A 16868-nucleotide genomic window follows, 5' to 3' on the forward strand; every position below is an offset into this window, starting at 1 on the left:
CCACGAGGAGAAGCACCAGACATGTACACCCGGCCCCGCCGCCCGACCCTCGCGGCCCTCGTCACCGCCGCGCTGGTCGCCGCCGCGCTGCTGCTCGTACCGGCCGCCCCGGCCGCCGCGCACAACACGCTGCGGGCAGCCAGCCCCGCCGACGGCGACCGCCTGACGACGCCGCCGACGCGGGTCACGCTGGAGTTCGCGCAGCGGCTCGACCCCACCTTCACCACCATCGCGCTGTCCGACGCCGCCCGGCGGAAGATCCCCACCGGGGCGCCGGCCGTCGACGGGACGAAGGGCACGGTGACGGTGGACGAGACGCTGGGCGAGGGCACCTACACCGTCGCCTACCGGATCGTCTCCGCCGACGGACATCCCGTGCAGGGGTCGTACACCTTCACCGTCGCCGGTGGCGGCGACACCTCCGGCGGCCCGACCGGCGCGACCGCCACACCGTCCGCCGCGCCACCTGCCACCGAATCCGCCGCTGCCGCGACCGGCTCCGGCGGTTCCGGTACGGGCGTCGTCGCGCTGGTGGCCGCCGGTGGCCTGGTCGCCGTCCTCGGCGGGGTCGCGCTGCTGCTGCGGCGCCGCCGGACCCGCTGACCCGGCGGCACTCCCCCGCCCCCGACGCTCCGGGGCAGCGCCGCGTGACGCCGGACGCCGCCTTCTTCCGCACACCAAAGGGACACCGACGTGCCAGACACCACTTCCCGCCCCGCCCGGCCCGCCCGGGTCCGGGGCACCGAAACCGTAGCGGGCGACGCCGGGGCGCTCGCCCGCCCGCCTGGCACCCGCGTCCGGGGCCGTGGCGGGATCCTCGTGCCCGTCGCGGCCGTGGCGGCGGCGGTGGCCGTACTCCTGCTCGGGCTGCGGGCCGGCGACGCGCTCGCGGTCGCGATCCCCGGACTGCCGGATCCGGGGCCCGTCACGGCGTGGGCGCTGCCCGTGGTCCGGCTGCTCGCCGACGCCCTCGCCACCCTGACGGTCGGGATGCTGGTGACGGCGGCCTTCCTGCTGCCGGGCGACGGGCGGAGCGTCTCGGCGTACGGCTGGCTGCTGCTGCGCCGCGCGGGCGCGGCGGCCGCGGGCTGGTCGGTGGCCTCGGCGGCGCTGATCGTGCTGACGGTCTCGGACCTGCTCGGCGTCCCCGTGGACCGCCTCGGCGTCGCCACCGTGGTCAGCTTCGCCACCTCGATCTCGCAGGGGCAGGCACTGCTGCTCCAGGCGGGGCTGGCGCTGGCGGTGGCGGTGCTGGCCCGGGCGGGCGTCTCGCGCGGGCTCGCCGCCGGGGCGGCGTTGATCGCGCTGGTCGGGGTGCTGCCGCCCGCGTTCACCGGGCACGCCGCCGGGGCGGGCAACCACCAGATCGCGGTCTCCAGCCTCGCCCTGCACGTGCTCGCCGCCGCCCTCTGGGTCGGCGGGCTGGTGGCGCTGCTGATGGTGCGGCGCAGCCGGCAGCTCGCCGACGCCGTCGACCGGTACGGCCGCCTCGCCCTGGGCTGCTTCGTGGCCGTCGCGGTGAGCGGGTCGGCCAACGCCGCCGTACGCCTCGGCGACGTGGACCAGCTCTGGCAGTCCCGGTACGGCTGGCTGGTCCTCGGCAAGCTCGCCGCCCTGGCGGTCCTGGGCGCCCTCGGCGCGTGGCACCGGTCGCGGACCCTGCCGGCCCTGCGCGCGGGTCGGCGGGGCGCGTTCGCCCGGCTGGCCGCCGGCGAGGTGGTCGTGTTCGCCGCCACCGTCGGACTGGCCGTGGCGCTGTCCCGCAGCCCCACCCCGGTGACGCAGGACCCCCTCGACGCCGACCCGATCACCGAGCTGCTGGGCTTCCCGATGCCCGCCGCACCGACCCCGGAGCGCCTGCTGGGTCAGCCGCTGCCGGACCTGTTCTTCCTGACCCTCGCCGTGCTCGGCGTCGGCGGCTACCTGGCCGGGGTGTGGCGGCTGCACCGGGCCGGGCACCGCTGGCCGCCCGCCCGTACGGCGAGCTGGCTGGCCGGGGTGCTGCTGCTGGCCGCCGTCACCAACCTGGGCGTGGCCCGCTACGCGTACGTGCTGTTCAGCGCCCACATGGTGCAGCACATGGTGCTGTCGATGCTGGTGCCGATCCTGCTCGTCGGCGGCGCCCCGGTCACCCTCGCGCTGCGCGCCCTGCGTCGCCCCACCGACCCGCAGGTCCGCGGCGCCCGGGAGTGGCTGCTGCTGGCGCTGCACAGCCGGCCCGCGAAGCTGCTCACCCATCCCCTGGTCGCGCTGGGCATCTACGCGGGCAGCCTCTTCGGCCTCTACCTCAGCGACCTGCTCGGCACGCTGATGCGCTCCCACCTCGGGCACCTGGCCATGCTCACGCATTTCGTGCTCGCCGGGTACCTGCTGTTCTGGGTGCTCATCGGGGTCGATCCGGGCCGGCCGAGGCTCGCCCACCCGCTCCTGGTGATCATCCACCTCGCGTCGATGATGGCGCACGGCTTCTTCGGCCTCGTACTGATGCAGACCACCACCCTCATCGCCCCGGACTGGTACGTCGCCGTCCACCCCGACTGGGCGTCGTCGCTCATGGAGGACCAGCGGCTGGGCGCGGGCATCGCCTGGGCGTTCGGGGAGATCCCCGCCGCGGTCGTGCTGGTGGTGCTGGTCCGCCAGTGGGTCCGCGCCGACCGGCGGGAACAGGACCGCCTGGACCGGGCCGCCGACCGGGCCGACGCCAGCGGCGAGCCGGACGACCTGGCCCGCTACAACGCCTTCCTCGCCGCCGCCGGCCGAGCCGATTCCGCCGCCCCTGGTGGTTCCGCCACCCCTGCCGGTTCCGCCGGTTCCGCCGGTCCCGCTGGTTCCGCCGCCCCCGGCGACGGTCGGGCTGACGCGCGGGGGCCCGACTAAGGGCGCCTCAGCCGGGCGCCGGTCAGGGCGCGGGCGGGTGGAAGGTGATGGCGGGCCGTCCGGTGGCCGGGTGCGCCGCGACGTCGGCCCGTACCCCGTAGACGTCGGCGAGCAGCCCGGGGGTGAGGACCTCGGCGGGCGTACCGGCGGCGACGACCCGCCCGGCGGCCAGGACGACCACCGCGTCGCAGAACATGGCGGCCAGGTTCAGGTCGTGCAGTGCCGCCAGCGTGGTGACCCCCGAGCGGCGGACCAGGTGCAGCAGGTGCAACTGGTGGCCGATGTCGAGGTGGTTGGTGGGCTCGTCGAGCAACAGCAGCAGCGGTTGCTGGGCCAGGGCACGGGCCAACTGCACCCGCTGCCGCTCCCCGCCGGAGAGGGTGTGCCAGCGGCGGTCGGCGTACCCGGCCAGGTCCACCCGGGCCAGCGCGTCCGCCGCGGCGGCGCGGTCGGCGGCGCTGTCGGACCAGCGCGAGCCACGGTGGGGCGTACGACCGAGCAGCACCACCTCGCCGACGGTGAGGTCCAGGTCCGTGTCGGCGTGCTGGGCGAGCAGCGCGGCACGGCGGGCCAGCGTGACCCGGGGCAGGGTGGCGACGTCGTCGCCGGCGACCGTGACCAGCCCGGCGTCCGGCGCGGCGAGCCGGGCGACGATGCGCAGCAGGGTGGTCTTGCCGCAGCCGTTGGGGCCGAGCAGCCCGACGAGACTGCCCGCCGGCACCACGCAGGTGACGTCGTCGAGGATCCGCCGGGCCGCGGCGGACCAGGACACGCCGGTGACGGCGAGCATCAGCCACGCACCTTCCGGCGGTGCAGCAACACCACGAAGGCGGGCACCCCGAGCAGCGCCGTCAGCACGCCGACCGGCAGTTCCCGGGGCGCGAACAGGGTCCGCGCGGCGGTGTCCACCCAGACCAGGAAGATCGCCCCGGCGAGGACGGCGACGGGCAGCAGGCGCCGGTGGTCCGCCCCGGTCAGGAACCGGGCGGCGTGCGGCAGGATCAGCCCGACGAAGCCCACCGCGCCGCTGACGGCGACCAGCGCCGCGGTGAGCAGCGCGGTCGCGACCAGCAGCAGCCACCGCACCCGGGCGACGGGGACGCCGAGGGTCGCCGCGGCGTCCTCGCCGAAGGCGAACGCGTTGAGCGTGCGCGCGTACGCCGCCATCAGGGCGAGCACGGCGACCAGGACCGGCGCGGCCCAGGCCAGGGCGGCCCAGTCGACGCGGGCCAGCGAGCCGGAGAGCCAGAAGGTGATGCTCTGGGTGGCGTGCGGGTCGGCGACCCAGATGATGACGAACGAGGTCGCCGCCCCGCAGAGCTGCGCGACGGCCACGCCGGCCAGCACCACCCGGGTGGGGGCCAGCGCGGCCCGGCGGCCGGCCACCGCGGCCACCACCGCGAACGCGGCCAGCGCCCCGGCGAAGGCGCCCCCGGTGAGCGCTACGGCCCCGCCGCCGAAGCCCAGGACGAGCACCGCGACCGCGCCGAGCGACGCCCCGGAGGAGACCCCGAGCAGGTACGGGTCGGCCAGCGGGTTGCGGGTGACGGTCTGCATGACCGCGCCGACGGCCGCCAGTCCGCCCCCCACCGCCGCGGCCCCGAGCACCCGGGGCAGGCGCAGCCGCCAGACGATGTGCTCGCGCAGCAGGGGCACCTCGGCGTGCGGAAGCCCCAGGCGGTCGGCCACGACCGACCAGACGGTCGACACGGGGATGTCGGCCGGCCCGATGGTGACGGCCACGCCGATCGACACGACCAGGCCCGCCAGCAGGGCCACCAGCAGCGCCGCCAGGCCGACCGGGTGCGCCGCGCGGAACCCGGCGGGACTGGCGCGGCGGGCAGTTCCGGGACCGGTGGGTCGGGTCGGGTCGGCGGCGTCGGTGCGGCTGTTCGGGTCGGCGGCGTGGCGGGCCACGGCGGTCAGCGGTCCGCCCCGGCGGGGAGCCGCGCCACACCCGCGGCGAGCGCCTCGACGCCGAGCACGACGCGTACACCGGCGGAGGTGGACGAGAACGGGATGACGACGAAGCGTCGCCCGGCCACGGCGGGCAGGTCCTTCAGGGTGGGGTGCCGGGCCAGGAAGGTCCGCTTCGCGGCGGCCGTGTCCCAGCCCGCGTCGACCAGCACGATCGCGTGGGGATCGCGGTCCACGACCGCCTCCCAACTGGTGTCGGCCCAGCCGCCGGTGAGGTCGCCGAACGCGTTGCGCACCCCGACCGCCGACATGATCATGTTGGGGCCGCCGCAGCAGGCCCCGACGCTCGGGGCGTCGGTGCCGGCGTCCCACCAGAGCACGGAGACGTCCCGCGCGCCGCCGATCCGGGCGGCGGCCGTGGCGATCCGGGAGCGCTGGTCGGCGATGAGCTTCTCGGCCCGCTCCGGCACCCCGAAGACGGCCGCCACGTCCCGGATCTCGGCGAACACGTCCTCGACGGTCAGCCTCGCCGGCCGGTGCTGCTTCGGGCATCCGGCCGGCGAGAGGTACGTGCCGATGCCGAGCCCCGCCAGCGCGGCGCGGTCGCCGACGCCCTCGTCGCCGAAGGCACTGTGGAACGAGGCGTAGACGAAGTCGGGCGCCGCCTCCAGCAGCTTCTCCTGCGCCGGGTATTTGTCCGACAGCACCGGCACGGCGGCGTACGCGGCGGCGTGCTCGGGCAGGATCGCGTCGTCCAGGTACGCCGTGCCGGCCATGCGGTCGGCGAGGCCGAGGGCCAGCATGATCTCGGTGGCGGGCTGGTTCAGGGTGACCGCCCGCTCGGGCGGGGCGGCGACGGTGACCGGCGTACCGCAGTTGGTCAGCGTGACCGGGGCGGCGGCCGGCGGGGGCGCCGTGGCCGGGTCGTCGGTGGCGCAGGCGCCGAGCAGGACGACGAGGACGGACAGGGGCGCGGCAACGCGCCGGGACAGGGTGGACCGCACTGCGCGCACGCGCATCGGGACCGCCTTCCAACACCTCGTGGACGGGTCATCGCAGTGCCGTGGCCGGTCTCCTGGCTGACGGGAAATGCGTCCGTGGCCGGCCTTCCCAGGCGTGTGACGCCCAGTGACCTCTTACGACGAGGGCCGCGAACTTCCCGATCACAGTGGCGAGGGCCGCACCGGTCTTCCACCGGCTTCCCGAACACCACGGCAGCGTCACCCTAGCCGCCGGCCGCCCCGGAAGTCACGGTGACGAACACCATCAGGGACGGTCGCGCCGAAGGCGGTCGGCGGGGCGGACGGGGCTACGCAGCGGCCGGCAGGTCGACCACGCGGGTCGCCCAGCGGGCCATCAGCGCCGGGTCGTGGGTGATGAGCAGGACCCCGGCGGCGTGCTGCCGCTGGTAGTCGGTGATGACGGCCGCGAGGTGCGCCTGGGTGGAGGCGTCGAGCATGGCGGTGGCCTCGTCGCAGAGCAGGTAGTCGGGCCGGTGCACGAGCGCGCGGGCGAGGCAGGCGCGTTGCAGCTGCCCGTCGCTGACCGCGTGCGGGCGGCGGGCGAGCAGGTCGGGCGTGAGGCCGACGAGGTCGGCCAGCTCCGCCGCCCGGGCCCGCGCCTGCTCGTCGGGGGTGCCGGTGGCCCGCAGCGGCTCGGCGATGATGTCGGCGAGGCCCAGCCGGGGGTCGGTGGCCGCGCGGGGGCTCTGGAACAGGATCGCGACGCGCGTACGGACGGCGGCGGGCAGCCGGTGCCGGGCCCCCGCCACCCGGTGGCCGTCGAGGGTGACGTGCCCGGCCTCGGGGGCGTGCAGCAGGGCGAGCACCCGGGCGAGGGTGGACTTGCCGCTGCCCGAGGGCCCGCGTAACCCGACCGTCTCACCGGGGGCGACGCGCAGGTCGACGCCGTCGAGGACGCGCCGGCCGCCGTAGGAGACGGCGACCCCGTGGGCCGCGAGCGCGGTGCTGGTCATGCCGGCGCTCCGAGGGTCAGCGGGTGGTGGCAGGCGACTCTGCCCGGTCCGCCCGCCGGGGGCGCGGGCGGGGTGCGGCAGACGTCGGTGGCGCGCCCGCAGCGCGGGGCGAAGGCGCAGCCGGGCGGCAGGTCGGTGAGCATCGGCGGGTGGCCGGGGACGGGCCGGAAGGCCCGTTCGGGCAGGGCGTCGAGCAGACCTGCGGTGTACGGGTGGGCGGGTGCCGCGAACAACTCGGCCGTCGGCCGCCGTTCCACGATGCGGCTGGCGTACATGACGGCGACCGTGTCCGCGACCCGGCGGGCGGCGGCCAGGTCGTGGGTGATGAGCAGGACGGCCCCGCCGGCGTCGCAGCGGCGGCGCAGCAGATCGAGGGTGTGGTCGACCAGGGGCCGGTCGAGTCCCGTGGTGGGCTCGTCGGCGAGCAGCAGCGGCGGGTCGGGGGCGAGGGCGAGGGCGGTGGCCAGGCGCTGGGCCATGCCGCCGGAGAGTTCGTGGGGATAGCGGTCGAGGTCGGCGGGGTCGAGACCCACCTCGGCGGCGACCCGCTCGGCCGCTGCGGGTGCCTCGCGCCGGGTGTGCCCGTGGGCGCGCAGGGTCTCCTCCAGCAGCCGCCGGCCCGTCCGTACGGGCGTCAGCGCGGTGGCGGGGCTCTGCGGCACCAGCCCGACGGCGCGTCCGCGTACGACGCGGGCGAGCTGGCGCTCGGAGGCGCCGGTGAGGTCGACCCGCTCCCCGGTGGGCCGGTGCAGGCGGGCCTGGCCGGTCACGGTGGCGTTGCCGGGGAGCAGGCCGAGCAGGGCGTGCGCGAGCACCGACTTGCCGCAGCCCGACTCGCCGACCACCGCCAGCAGTTCGCCCGGGTGGACGGTCAGGTGCAGGTCGGTGACGGCCTGCACCACGGCGTCGCGGAGCTGGAAGCGGACGGTCAGCCCGTCGACCTCCAGCAGGCCGGGCCGACCGCCGGCGCCGACACCACCCGCGCCGCCGGAGTCGGCCGGGTCGCCGGTGCCGCCGGGGGTGACGGTGCCGGCCGGGTCGACGGTGCCGGGGGTGGTGGGCGCGGGTTCGCGGGTGGTGGTCACAGGTTCAGCTCCGCTCGTACGCGCGGGTCGAGGCGGTCACGCCAGCGGCCGGTGAGGGCGGCCAGGGCCAGCGTGACGACGACGAGGAGCAGGCCGGGCACGATGCTGGCCCACCAGGCGCCGGTGAGCAGGGACCGCTGCCCGTCATTGATCATGTTGCCGATCGAGGCCAGGTGCGGGGGCAGGCCGAGACCGAGGAAGGACAGCGCGGTCTCGTGCCAGACGGCGTGCGGCACCATCAGCGTGGTGGCCAGCGCCAGCCGGGGCAGCACGTGCGGGAGCAGATGTCGGGTGATCACCCGGGTGCGGCTGGCGCCGCCGGAGATCGCGGCGTCGATGAACGGCCGGGTGCGCAGGCTGAGCAGCTCCGAGCGGACGATGCGGGCGGTGGAGAGCCAGTGCGTCAGCCCGATCGACAGGATCACCGCGCCCAGGCTCGGGCGCAGCATCGCGACGATGAAGATGCCCAGCAGCAGGTGCGGCAGCGCCGCGATGGTGTCGACCACCCGCATCAGCACCCGGTCGACCCAGCCGCCCAGGGTGCCGGCCACCGCGCCGACGAGGCCGCCGATCACGGTGGCGACGAGCGCGGCGACCGCGCCGACGAGCAGCGAGACCCGCAGGCCGTAGAGGCTGCGGTGGGCCACGTCGCGGCCCAGGTCGTCGGTGCCGGCCGGGTGCGTCCAGGAGGGCGCGAGCCGGGTCCGGGCCAGGTCCACCGCGCTCTCGTCGAGCGGCCAGAGGACGGGGGCGAGGAGGCAGGCCAGGCCCGCGCCGACGAGCACGGCCCAGGCGACGGCGGCACCGGCACGGCCCGTACGGAGCTTCGGCCGCCGGGTCCGGGCGGGCAGGGCGAGGTCAGTCATCGAGGCGTACCCGTGGATCGGCGGCGGCGTAGGCGAGGTCGGTGCCGAGGTTCGCGGCCAGCACCACGACGGTGGTGGCCAGGGTCGTGGCGGCCAGCAGCGGGAAGTCGCTGCCCAGCGCGCCCTGGACGGTGACCGCGCCGAGGCCGGGCAGGGAGAACACGGTCTCCACCAGGACGGCCCCGCCGATCAGCTCGGGCAGGTGGGTGCCGACGAGGGTGAGGAAGGGCAGCAGCGCGGTACGCAGGGCGTGGCCGAACAGGACCGTACGGCCCGGCAGCCCGCGCGCCCGGGCGGCGAGGACGTGGTCGTCGCGGAGGCTGTCGGCGACGGCGTCCCGGATGAACAGCACGAACCACGGCGTCTGGGCGACGGCCAGCACGCCCACCGGCAGGATCAGGTGCCGCGCCACGTCGGCGGGGTCGGTGCCGGTGGCGGTGATGTCGGTGAGCCCGCCCGCCGGCAGCCACCCGAGGGTGAGGGCGAACAGGGCGATCGCGGCCAGCCCGATCCAGAACACGGGCATCGACTGCACGGCGTACGCGGTGGCGCGCAGCGCCCGGTCGAACCAGCCGCCGCGCCGGTACGCGGCCAGCGTGCCCAGCAGCAGGCTCGCCACGAGGACGAGGGCGAGCGCGGCGCCGACGAGCAGCAGGGTCCAGCCGGCGCGGGCGGCGAGCACGGAGGTGACCGGTTCGTGGCGGCTGGTCGACCAGCCCAGGTCGCCCTGGAGCAGGTTGCCCACCCAGCGCAGGTACTGCACGGGCAGGGGGTCGTCGACGCCCCAGTTGGCGCGGATCTGCGCCAGGTTCTCCTCGCTGGTGGTGAACGCCGCCGCGCCCGCGTACTGCTGGGCGGGGTCGATCGGCGAGGCCGCGCCGAGGGCGAACATGCCGACGCTGGTGGCGGCGAGGATGGGTACGGCCACCAGCAGCCGCCGGCGGACCACCGCGCCGGCTCCCGCCAACCGCCGCGTCCGGCGTCGGGCGGTGGCCTTCGCCGGCGCGGCTGTCGGGGCGGAGGTCGTCACGACTTCCTCGTCCAGGTGTGGATGTTCCACCAGAGGCTGTTGGCGACGTCGTGCTCGTGCGGCTCCACCCGTGGGGTCACCCCGGCGAGCCCGTCCTTCACCACGTAGGTGTGCTGGAGGTAGGTCAGGAACACCCACGGCATGTCGGTGGCGAGCTGCTTCTGGAACGTGGCGTACGCGGCCTTGCGGGCGGCCGGGTCGGCGTTGGCGCGGCCGTCCTGCAACGCCCTGTCCACCACCGGCGAGCGGTAGGAGCCGGGGTTGAAGAAGCCCTGGCCGGCGAAGGCGGAACCGAACAGCTTGTAGGAGACGAAGTCCGGGTCGTACGGGGTGCCGTAGCCCATGACCAGCGCGTCGCTCTTCATCCGGGGGGTGATCGCGTCCCAGGTCAACCCCTCGGGGGTGATCTTGATGCCCACCTTCTTCGCGTCGGCGGTCACCGCGAGCGCGAGTTCCTTGCGGAGGCTGTCCGTGGCCGGGTACATCAGCGAGAACGCGGCCTGCCGGCCGTCGCGGACGCGGATGCCGTCCGGGCCCGGCTTCCAGCCGGCGGCGTCGAGGGCGGCGCTCGCGGCGGCCGGGTCGGCGGCGGGCTTGCCGACGATCGAGGGCTCGGCGAACTCCGACGTCGGCGGGACCGGCCCGAAGGCGGGCTCGCCCGCCCCGCCGAGCAGGCCGGTGACCATCGCCGCCCGGTCCACCGCGGCGTTCAGCGCCCGCCGCACGGCGAGGTCGGCGGTGACCGGGTTGCCCATCGGCAGCATCACGCCCCGGTAGTCGGCGGTGGGCACCCGCTGCACCCGGTAGCCGGCCTGCCCGTCGAAGCCGGTGGCCAGCTTCGGCGCCAGCTCCGCAACGTCGAACTCCCCCGCCCGCATCCGCTGCGCGCGTACGTTGTCGTCGGCGACGAACGCCACCACCACGCCGCTGTTGGCGGGCCTGCCGCCCCAGTAGCTCTCGTTGGCGGCGAGCACGAGGCGGTCGCCCGGCGTCCAGGACGTCACCCGGTACGGGCCGGTGCCCACCGGCTTGCGGTTGAACTCGGCCTTGTTGATGTCCTGCCCGGTCAGCGCCTTGGCCGGCACGATCCCGAGGGCCAGCCGCTGTGCGAACGGCGCGTAGGCGTACTTGAGGGTGAAGACCACGGTCGACGGGTCGGGCGCGGCGACCGAGGCGAGCATGTCCAGGTCGGAGCGGAGCGTGGAGTCGACCTTCGGGTCCAGCACCGCCTGGTAGGTGAAGACCACGTCCTGCGCGGTGAACGGGCTGCCGTCGTGGAACAGCACGCCCTCGCGCAGCTTCGCGGTGACCGTCCTGCCGTCCGCCGACACGGTCGGCAGCTCGCGGGCCAGGGCCGGCACCAGCTCGTTGCGGGCGTCGCGGGCGACCAGCCCGTCGAAGATCAGGGAGCCGCCGTCGACCCCGAAGTTCAGCACCGGGTTCAGCGCGTCCGGCTCACCCGCCGTCGCCACGACGAGGGTGCCGCCTCCCGCGCCCGTCGACGTGGTCGTCGGCGACGAGCAGGCGGTCAGGGCGAGGACGCCGGCGACGGCCACCGCCGTCACGCGCCTGGACACACGCGTACGCATGACATGCTCCCGGGTCTGTTCGTCGCACGACCGCCCGGTGTGGTGCCGGGCCGGCGTCCTGGTCTGACCGACCGTGCCCGCAGCGGTCCACGGTCACGAGCAGACGGACGCCCCGGCGATGGTCAGGATCATCGCGTGCCGGGGGCAGCCGGCCACTATCGCCAGCATCCCGCAATTGCCAAAGTCATGCAACAAGCGACGACCGGGCATGTCGCCCAGGCCACACCCGTGCGCGTCGAAGGGGGCGGCCGGCGTCCTAGAAACCGCGGTCCCGGCCCCGCTCTTCGATCGCCTGCCGGACGGCTCCGCGCCGGGCACCAGGCGCCGCGGGCGACCGGAAGCAGGGTACGCCGACGCCGCGCGGCCGACCGTACCGGCCGCGCGGCGACGCGGTCCGGCCCGGCCCCGACGCCGCGGGACGCCCCGGGCGGGCCCCACGCCGGAAGCGGCCCCGCACGTCTTCGGCATGCGGGGCCGCTTCCGGTGGCGCGACGGGTCGCCGGACCGCCCGTCGGCGGGTCAGCCGAGGGGCAGGGCGTTCAGCCAGTCCTGCCAGGCCCGCTCGGCCTGAACCGGGTCCTGCCCGACGGCGAAGACGTGGTGGCCGAGGACCAGGGCGTCGCCCCGCTCGGCACCGGAGTGGAGGAAGCGGTAGAGCGCGTCGGGGGTGCGGACACCGACGTAGGTGGGGAGGCCGGCCAGGTCGACGACGCCCTCGATCGGCGGCAGGCCCGCGACGGTGAACCGGACGCGGTCGCCCTCGGCCGGCGGACCGGCGACGCCGAAGGCGTCGGCCACGGCCGCCCACGCCCGGTCCGCGCCGCCGACGCCCGGACGGAACGCCGAGACCGGGGTCGCGGTCCGGCCGGAGAAGTGGGCGAGGTACGCGGCCAGCGTCCCGAGGTACATGTCCCAGCCGACCGCCATCGCCTCGTACTCGGTCTCCCAGTTGTCCCCGAGGACGCCGCTCTGCACGAGCCGCAGGGTCGTACTGCCCCGCTCGCGGCCCTCGATGAGGTATTCCGAGGCCATGAACGTGCCGTCCGGGGCCGGCTCGGTGCGGTCGGCGAGCCGCTTGCCGGGCTCCCACGCGGTGATCGTCGCCTCCTCGGTGTGCCCGGCCAGCGTCAGGCGGGTACGGCCACCCTCGCCCGGCTCGACCTCGCTGCGGCCCATGAACCAGGAGTCGATGCCCGGCCCGGTGGCGATGGCCTCCCACACCTGCTCGGGCGTGGCGGCCAACTCGACGTCCTTGCGCAGCTCGAAGTGGTGTCCCATGTCAGTGCTCCTCGTTCGCGGTCGTGTCTTCGGAGTCGGCGCTGGGGTGCAGGGCGACCACCACCCGGTGCTCGCGGCCGCCGGGGGCGTTCTCGTCGTGGTACCTGCCGACCAGGGCGGTGACGGTGGCCGCCAGTTCCTCGGCGAACGCTGCCCGGTCGCGCGCGGAGGCGAACCGGACGGTGCCGTCGACGGCGAACGTGGCCACCCGCTGCTTCGCCCGCTCGGCGCCGGTGATGAGCGCGCCGACGTCCTGCACCAGGCGGGCGGCCAGCGCGAGCAGCCACCGCGCCGACAGCCGGTCCGGCGACTGCGCCGGGTCGGGCCGCACGGCCGCGAGGGCCGCGGGGGAGATCACGTACGACGCCGCCGTCGCCCGCATGACCCGCTCGGTCACGTTGCCCTTCCGGCGCTCCTCCACCAGCTCGACCAAGCCGTGCTGCTCCAGCGCCCGGAGGTGGTAGTTGACCTTCTGCCGGGGCAGGCCGACGCGGGCGGCGAGCATCGTCGCCGAGGCCGGCTCGGCGAGCGCGGCCAGCAGTCGGGCCCGCATCGGGTCCAGCGACGCCTCGGCCGCCGCCGGGTCCTCGATCACTGCGATGTCGAACATGACCACAGCGTCGCACCGACAGATTTTCTTGTCAAGACAATCCAGTTGTTCGGCGCGCTCCCTCACTCGTCCACGGGACGCAGGCGTACGCCGCGCAGGAGCTGGGCGTTGAGCGCCACCACGATCGTCGAGGCGGACATCAGGATCGCCCCGACCGCCGGGCTGAGCGTCACCCCGGCCCACGCCAGCACGCCAGCCGCCAGCGGGAGGGCGACGACGTTGTAGCCGGCCGCCCAGGCCAGGTTCTGGATCATCTTCCGGTACGAGGCCCGGGACAGCCGGATCACGCCGGTGACGCCGCGCGGGTCGGAGGAGGCGAGCACCACCCCGGCGGACTCGATCGCCACGTCGGTGCCGGCGCCGATGGCGATGCCCACGTCGGCCCTGGCCAGGGCGGGGGCGTCGTTCACCCCGTCGCCGACCATCGCCACCCGCAGCCCCCGCCGTTGCAGGTCGGCGACGGCGTCGTCCTTGTCGGCGGGCAGCACCTCGGCGAAGACCTCGTCCACGCCGGGTCGGAAGCCGAGGTCGGCGGCCACCGCCTCGGCGACCGGCCGGGCGTCCCCCGTGATCATCACGATCTTGCCGACGCCCTGCTGCCGCAGCTCGGCGATCGCCGCCCGGGCCTCGGGGCGGACCTGGTCCTCCAGCGCGAGGGCGCCGAGCACGCTGGCCGCGTCGCCGTCGAGGCGCAGCAGGTGCAGCACCGCCGCGCCCCGCCGCGACCAGTCGGCCTGCCGCCCGGCCAGGTCGTCGGGCACCTGCGCGCGCAGCTCGCGGAGCAGGGCGGGCCCGCCCACCGCGTACGCCACGCCATCGACCTCGGCGCGGACGCCGCGCCCGGTGAGCGAGCGGAACCCCGTCGCCCGCCGCGCCCCGCCGCGCTCGGCCCCGGCGGCCACGATGGCCCGGGCCAGCGGATGCTCGCTGTCCGCCTCCACGGCCGCGGCCAGGGCGAGCACCTCGTCCTCGTCGCCGCCCCCCGTGGCCGCCACTCCCGACACCACGTGCTCACCCCGGGTCAGGGTGCCCGTCTTGTCGAACAGCACCGCGTCGACCGTGCGCATCCGCTCCAACGCCAGCCGGTCCTTGACCAGGATCCCGCCCTTGGCCGCCACGGCGGTCGACAGCGCGATCACCAGCGGGATGGCCAGGCCGAGCGCGTGCGGGCAGGCGATCACGAGCACGGTGACGGTACGCACCACGGCGTCGCCGGGGTCGCCGAGCACGGCCCAGGTCACCAGGGTCGCCAGGGCCACCACGGTCGCCACGTAGAACAGCCAGGCGGCGAAGCGGTCGGCGAGCACCTGCGCGCGGCCGCTGGACTGCTGGGCCTGGGAGACCAGGCGCTGGATGCCGGCCAGCGCGGTGTCCTCGCCGACCGCCTCGACGCGGACCCGGATCGCCGCGTCGGTGGCCACCGTGCCGGCGACGACCCGGTCCCCGACGTCCCGCGAGACCGGCCGCGACTCGCCGGTGACCATGGACTCGTCCAGCTCGGCGCCGCCCTCGGTGATCCGCCCGTCGGCCGGCACCCGCGCGCCGGGGCGGACCAGCACCAGGTCGTCGACCCGCAGGTCCCCGACGGACACCCGATCGACGCCGCCGTCCGCCGTCACCCGCTCCGCGTCGTCCGGCAGCAGCGCCGCCAGGGCGGACAGCGCGCCCTGCGCCTGCCCGATCGCCTTCATCTCCTGCCAGTGCCCCAGGAGCATGATCGTGACCAGGGCCGCGAGCTCCCACCAGAAGTCCAGGTCGAAGACGCCCAGCGCGGTCGCCGCCGAAGCCACGTACGCCACCGTGATGGCCATCGCGATGAGCAGCATCATGCCGGGCGCCCGGTCGCGCACCTCCCGTACCGCGCCGAGGAGGAACGGCCAGCCGCCGTAGAGGAAGACGACGGTGCCGAGAACCGGGCCGACCCAGGCCACGCCCGGGAACTCCAGCCGGTAGCCGAACCAGTCCATCACCATCTCGCTGGTCAGCACGATCGGCACGGTGAGCGCCAGGCTCAACCAGAACTTGCGGCGGAACATCTCCGGGTCGTGCCCGGCGTGCTTGTCGTGCCCACCACCGCCATGCCCGGCGCGCTCGCCATGCCCGCCGGAACCGTGCTCGCCGTGCCCGACGGAGCCCTGGCCACGCCCGACCTGCTCGTCGCGCCCGACGTATCCCTGGGCGCGCCCGGCGGACCCGTCCGCGTCGGCGGCGCGCTCCCCATGGCCGGGGGGCCCGTCCGTGTGCCTCGCGGCGGGTGGCCCGCCCGGTGCCGGATCAAGCGGCCGAGGGTCATGGTGCGCGTGGCGCGGGTCGTGGGACATGGTCGCCTCCTCCCGACCACCATATACCCCCCTCGGGTATCCGATCGCCAATCCCGGAGACCCAAGAAAAGCCGGGCCACGTCCTCCGAGGACGCCCCACCTCGGCCCACCGACTCCATCGCAGCACTGTGATCATGAAGCTGTCGCCCTGGGTAAGCGTTTTCCAGTGCAACGACTTCATGATCGTGCGCGTACCCCCGCCGGTGGGGCGGCGGCGCGGCGGTGCCGGCGTCCCAGGCGGGACGCCGGCACCGATGCGCGGCCGGCCCACGTCGGCCGACCCGGGGCGGGTCAGCTCATGGTGGCCAGCAGCTCGCGGCAGGCCCGCTCGCACGCCCGGCAGGCGTCGGCGCAGACCCGGCAGTGCTCGTGCATGCCCGCGTGGCCGGCACACTCGTCGCCGCAGGACTTGCAGGCCGTGGCGCAGGCCTCCAGCAGGCTGCGGCTGATGTTGGCGTCGTAACCGGTGTGCCGGGACAGCACCCGGGCGGTCGTCGTGCAGATGTCCGCACAGTCCAGGTTCGTCCGTACGCACTTCGTCAGCTCGGCGACCATGTCCTCGCTGAGACAGGCGTCGGCGCAGGCCGTGCAGGCCTGGGCGCAGGTGTTCAGCGCGTCGATGACGGCGGCCAGCTTCGCCCGGTCCAGGTTGATCGACTTCGGGTACGTCTCGAGCATCGGCATCGTGGTGCTGGGCACGGCGTTCTCCTCTCGGTCGTTGCCTGTGCACTACCCGCGACCGTCGCGCGGCATGCCGACGCGCCCTGGCGTGAGCCGGCCGGAGATCGGGTAGAACCAGACCATGGGCCAGCTGAGCAGTTCCCCACCCCCACCGCAGGCCGTTGAGCTGCGCCGGTGGACCCTGTCGGAGGCGGCGGACCTGCGTGCCCTCCGGGCGTCCCTGCACGAGGAACTGACCGGCGACGTGCTCGGTGAGGGCGAAGCCCTGGCGGAGGTCCCCGAACTGGTGGCGTTGATCGCGACGGAGCTCGCCACGAACGCCCTGCGCCACGGGATCCCGCCGACCATCGTCCGGCTGCTCGCCACCGACGACTACCTCATCCTCGACGTCGCCGACCACGACCTGGGTTCCCTGCCGCAGCTCGCCGAGGCGCGACCCACCGGCGACGGCGGGCGCGGCCTGGAGCTGGCCCGCGCCCTCTCCCTGGACGTCGGCTGGTACGCCACCAGCACCACCAAGAACATCTGGGCGTCCTTCCCCCGCTCCGAACACCTGGCCCCCACCTGACCCCCACCCACCCCCGGGCGAGCACGCAGTCGTGGTGCCCGTTCGGGGCCCTTCCGGGTGTTCTGCACCCC

15 protein-coding genes and 1 riboswitch are annotated in these 16868 nt (G+C 75.6%); of the genes, 3 read left to right on the plus strand and 12 right to left on the minus strand.

All coding sequences use genetic code 11. The features are described 5' to 3' along the window. Positions 1 to 21: 21 nt before the first annotated feature. Both AC5L34_RS27760 and AC5L34_RS27765 read left to right on the plus strand, forming a co-directional pair. A complete protein-coding gene (locus tag AC5L34_RS27760; RefSeq protein ID WP_441174574.1) occupies positions 22 to 603 on the plus strand; it encodes a copper resistance CopC family protein in 582 nt (193 codons plus the stop codon). A 90-nt stretch (positions 604 to 693) separates the two neighbouring features. Further along, complete coding sequence (locus tag AC5L34_RS27765) at positions 694 to 2877, plus strand: bifunctional copper resistance protein CopD/cytochrome c oxidase assembly protein (RefSeq protein WP_494827662.1); 2184 nt, start codon at positions 694 to 696, stop codon at positions 2875 to 2877. Positions 2878 to 2899: 22 nt separating this feature from the next. Here AC5L34_RS27765 and AC5L34_RS27770 read toward each other — a convergent pair whose 3' ends face one another. The 12 genes from AC5L34_RS27770 to AC5L34_RS27825 all read right to left on the minus strand — a co-directional run bounded on the left by AC5L34_RS27770 (position 2900) and on the right by AC5L34_RS27825 (position 16247). Continuing rightward, positions 2900 to 3667: an ABC transporter ATP-binding protein gene (locus AC5L34_RS27770; RefSeq protein WP_441174576.1), complete on the minus strand. Its 768-nt coding sequence runs from the start codon at positions 3665 to 3667 to the stop codon at positions 2900 to 2902. After that, positions 3667 to 4794, minus strand: coding sequence for a FecCD family ABC transporter permease (locus tag AC5L34_RS27775; RefSeq protein ID WP_441174577.1), 1128 nt, complete (start codon positions 4792 to 4794; stop codon positions 3667 to 3669). Before AC5L34_RS27775 ends, AC5L34_RS27770 begins: the two co-directional genes overlap by 1 nt. A gap of 5 nt (positions 4795 to 4799) precedes the next feature. After that, positions 4800 to 5813, minus strand: coding sequence for an ABC transporter substrate-binding protein (locus AC5L34_RS27780; protein WP_494827665.1), 1014 nt, complete (start codon positions 5811 to 5813; stop codon positions 4800 to 4802). Between the two features lie 29 nt (positions 5814 to 5842). After that, positions 5843 to 6023: riboswitch (cobalamin riboswitch) on the minus strand. 80 nt (positions 6024 to 6103) lie between these two features. Beyond that, a complete protein-coding gene (locus AC5L34_RS27785; RefSeq protein ID WP_089002254.1) occupies positions 6104 to 6769 on the minus strand; it encodes an ABC transporter ATP-binding protein in 666 nt (221 codons plus the stop codon). Continuing rightward, positions 6766 to 7854: an ABC transporter ATP-binding protein gene (locus tag AC5L34_RS27790; protein WP_494827667.1), complete on the minus strand. Its 1089-nt coding sequence runs from the start codon at positions 7852 to 7854 to the stop codon at positions 6766 to 6768. Before AC5L34_RS27790 ends, AC5L34_RS27785 begins: the two co-directional genes overlap by 4 nt. Next, positions 7851 to 8720 (minus strand): ABC transporter permease, encoded by an 870-nt coding sequence (locus AC5L34_RS27795; protein WP_101413925.1) that lies wholly within the window; start codon positions 8718 to 8720, stop codon positions 7851 to 7853. Before AC5L34_RS27795 ends, AC5L34_RS27790 begins: the two co-directional genes overlap by 4 nt. Beyond that, positions 8713 to 9750 (minus strand): ABC transporter permease, encoded by a 1038-nt coding sequence (locus AC5L34_RS27800; RefSeq protein ID WP_357716239.1) that lies wholly within the window; start codon positions 9748 to 9750, stop codon positions 8713 to 8715. The genes AC5L34_RS27795 and AC5L34_RS27800 overlap by 8 nt, the downstream gene beginning before the upstream one ends. Next, positions 9747 to 11339, minus strand: coding sequence for an ABC transporter substrate-binding protein (locus tag AC5L34_RS27805; RefSeq protein ID WP_441174583.1), 1593 nt, complete (start codon positions 11337 to 11339; stop codon positions 9747 to 9749). The genes AC5L34_RS27800 and AC5L34_RS27805 overlap by 4 nt, the downstream gene beginning before the upstream one ends. Positions 11340 to 11858: 519 nt before the next feature. Then, entirely contained in the window at positions 11859 to 12617 is a 759-nt protein-coding gene (locus AC5L34_RS27810; RefSeq protein ID WP_441174584.1) for an SRPBCC family protein, read from the minus strand. 1 nt (position 12618) lies between these two features. Then, entirely contained in the window at positions 12619 to 13227 is a 609-nt protein-coding gene (locus AC5L34_RS27815) for an ArsR/SmtB family transcription factor (RefSeq protein ID WP_494827670.1), read from the minus strand. A 62-nt stretch (positions 13228 to 13289) separates the two neighbouring features. Next, a complete protein-coding gene (locus AC5L34_RS27820; protein WP_494827671.1) occupies positions 13290 to 15548 on the minus strand; it encodes a copper-translocating P-type ATPase in 2259 nt (752 codons plus the stop codon). A 291-nt stretch (positions 15549 to 15839) separates the two neighbouring features. Further along, a complete protein-coding gene (locus AC5L34_RS27825; RefSeq protein WP_231925801.1) occupies positions 15840 to 16247 on the minus strand; it encodes a four-helix bundle copper-binding protein in 408 nt (135 codons plus the stop codon). 103 nt (positions 16248 to 16350) lie between these two features. Between AC5L34_RS27825 and AC5L34_RS27830 the strand changes: the two genes are divergently transcribed. Further along, on the plus strand, positions 16351 to 16797 hold the full coding sequence (locus AC5L34_RS27830) for an ATP-binding protein (protein ID WP_441174588.1): 447 nt from the start codon (positions 16351 to 16353) through the stop codon (positions 16795 to 16797). The last annotated feature ends 71 nt before the right edge of the window (positions 16798 to 16868 follow it).

It is taken from the genome of Micromonospora sp. ZG13 (assembly GCF_059359355.1).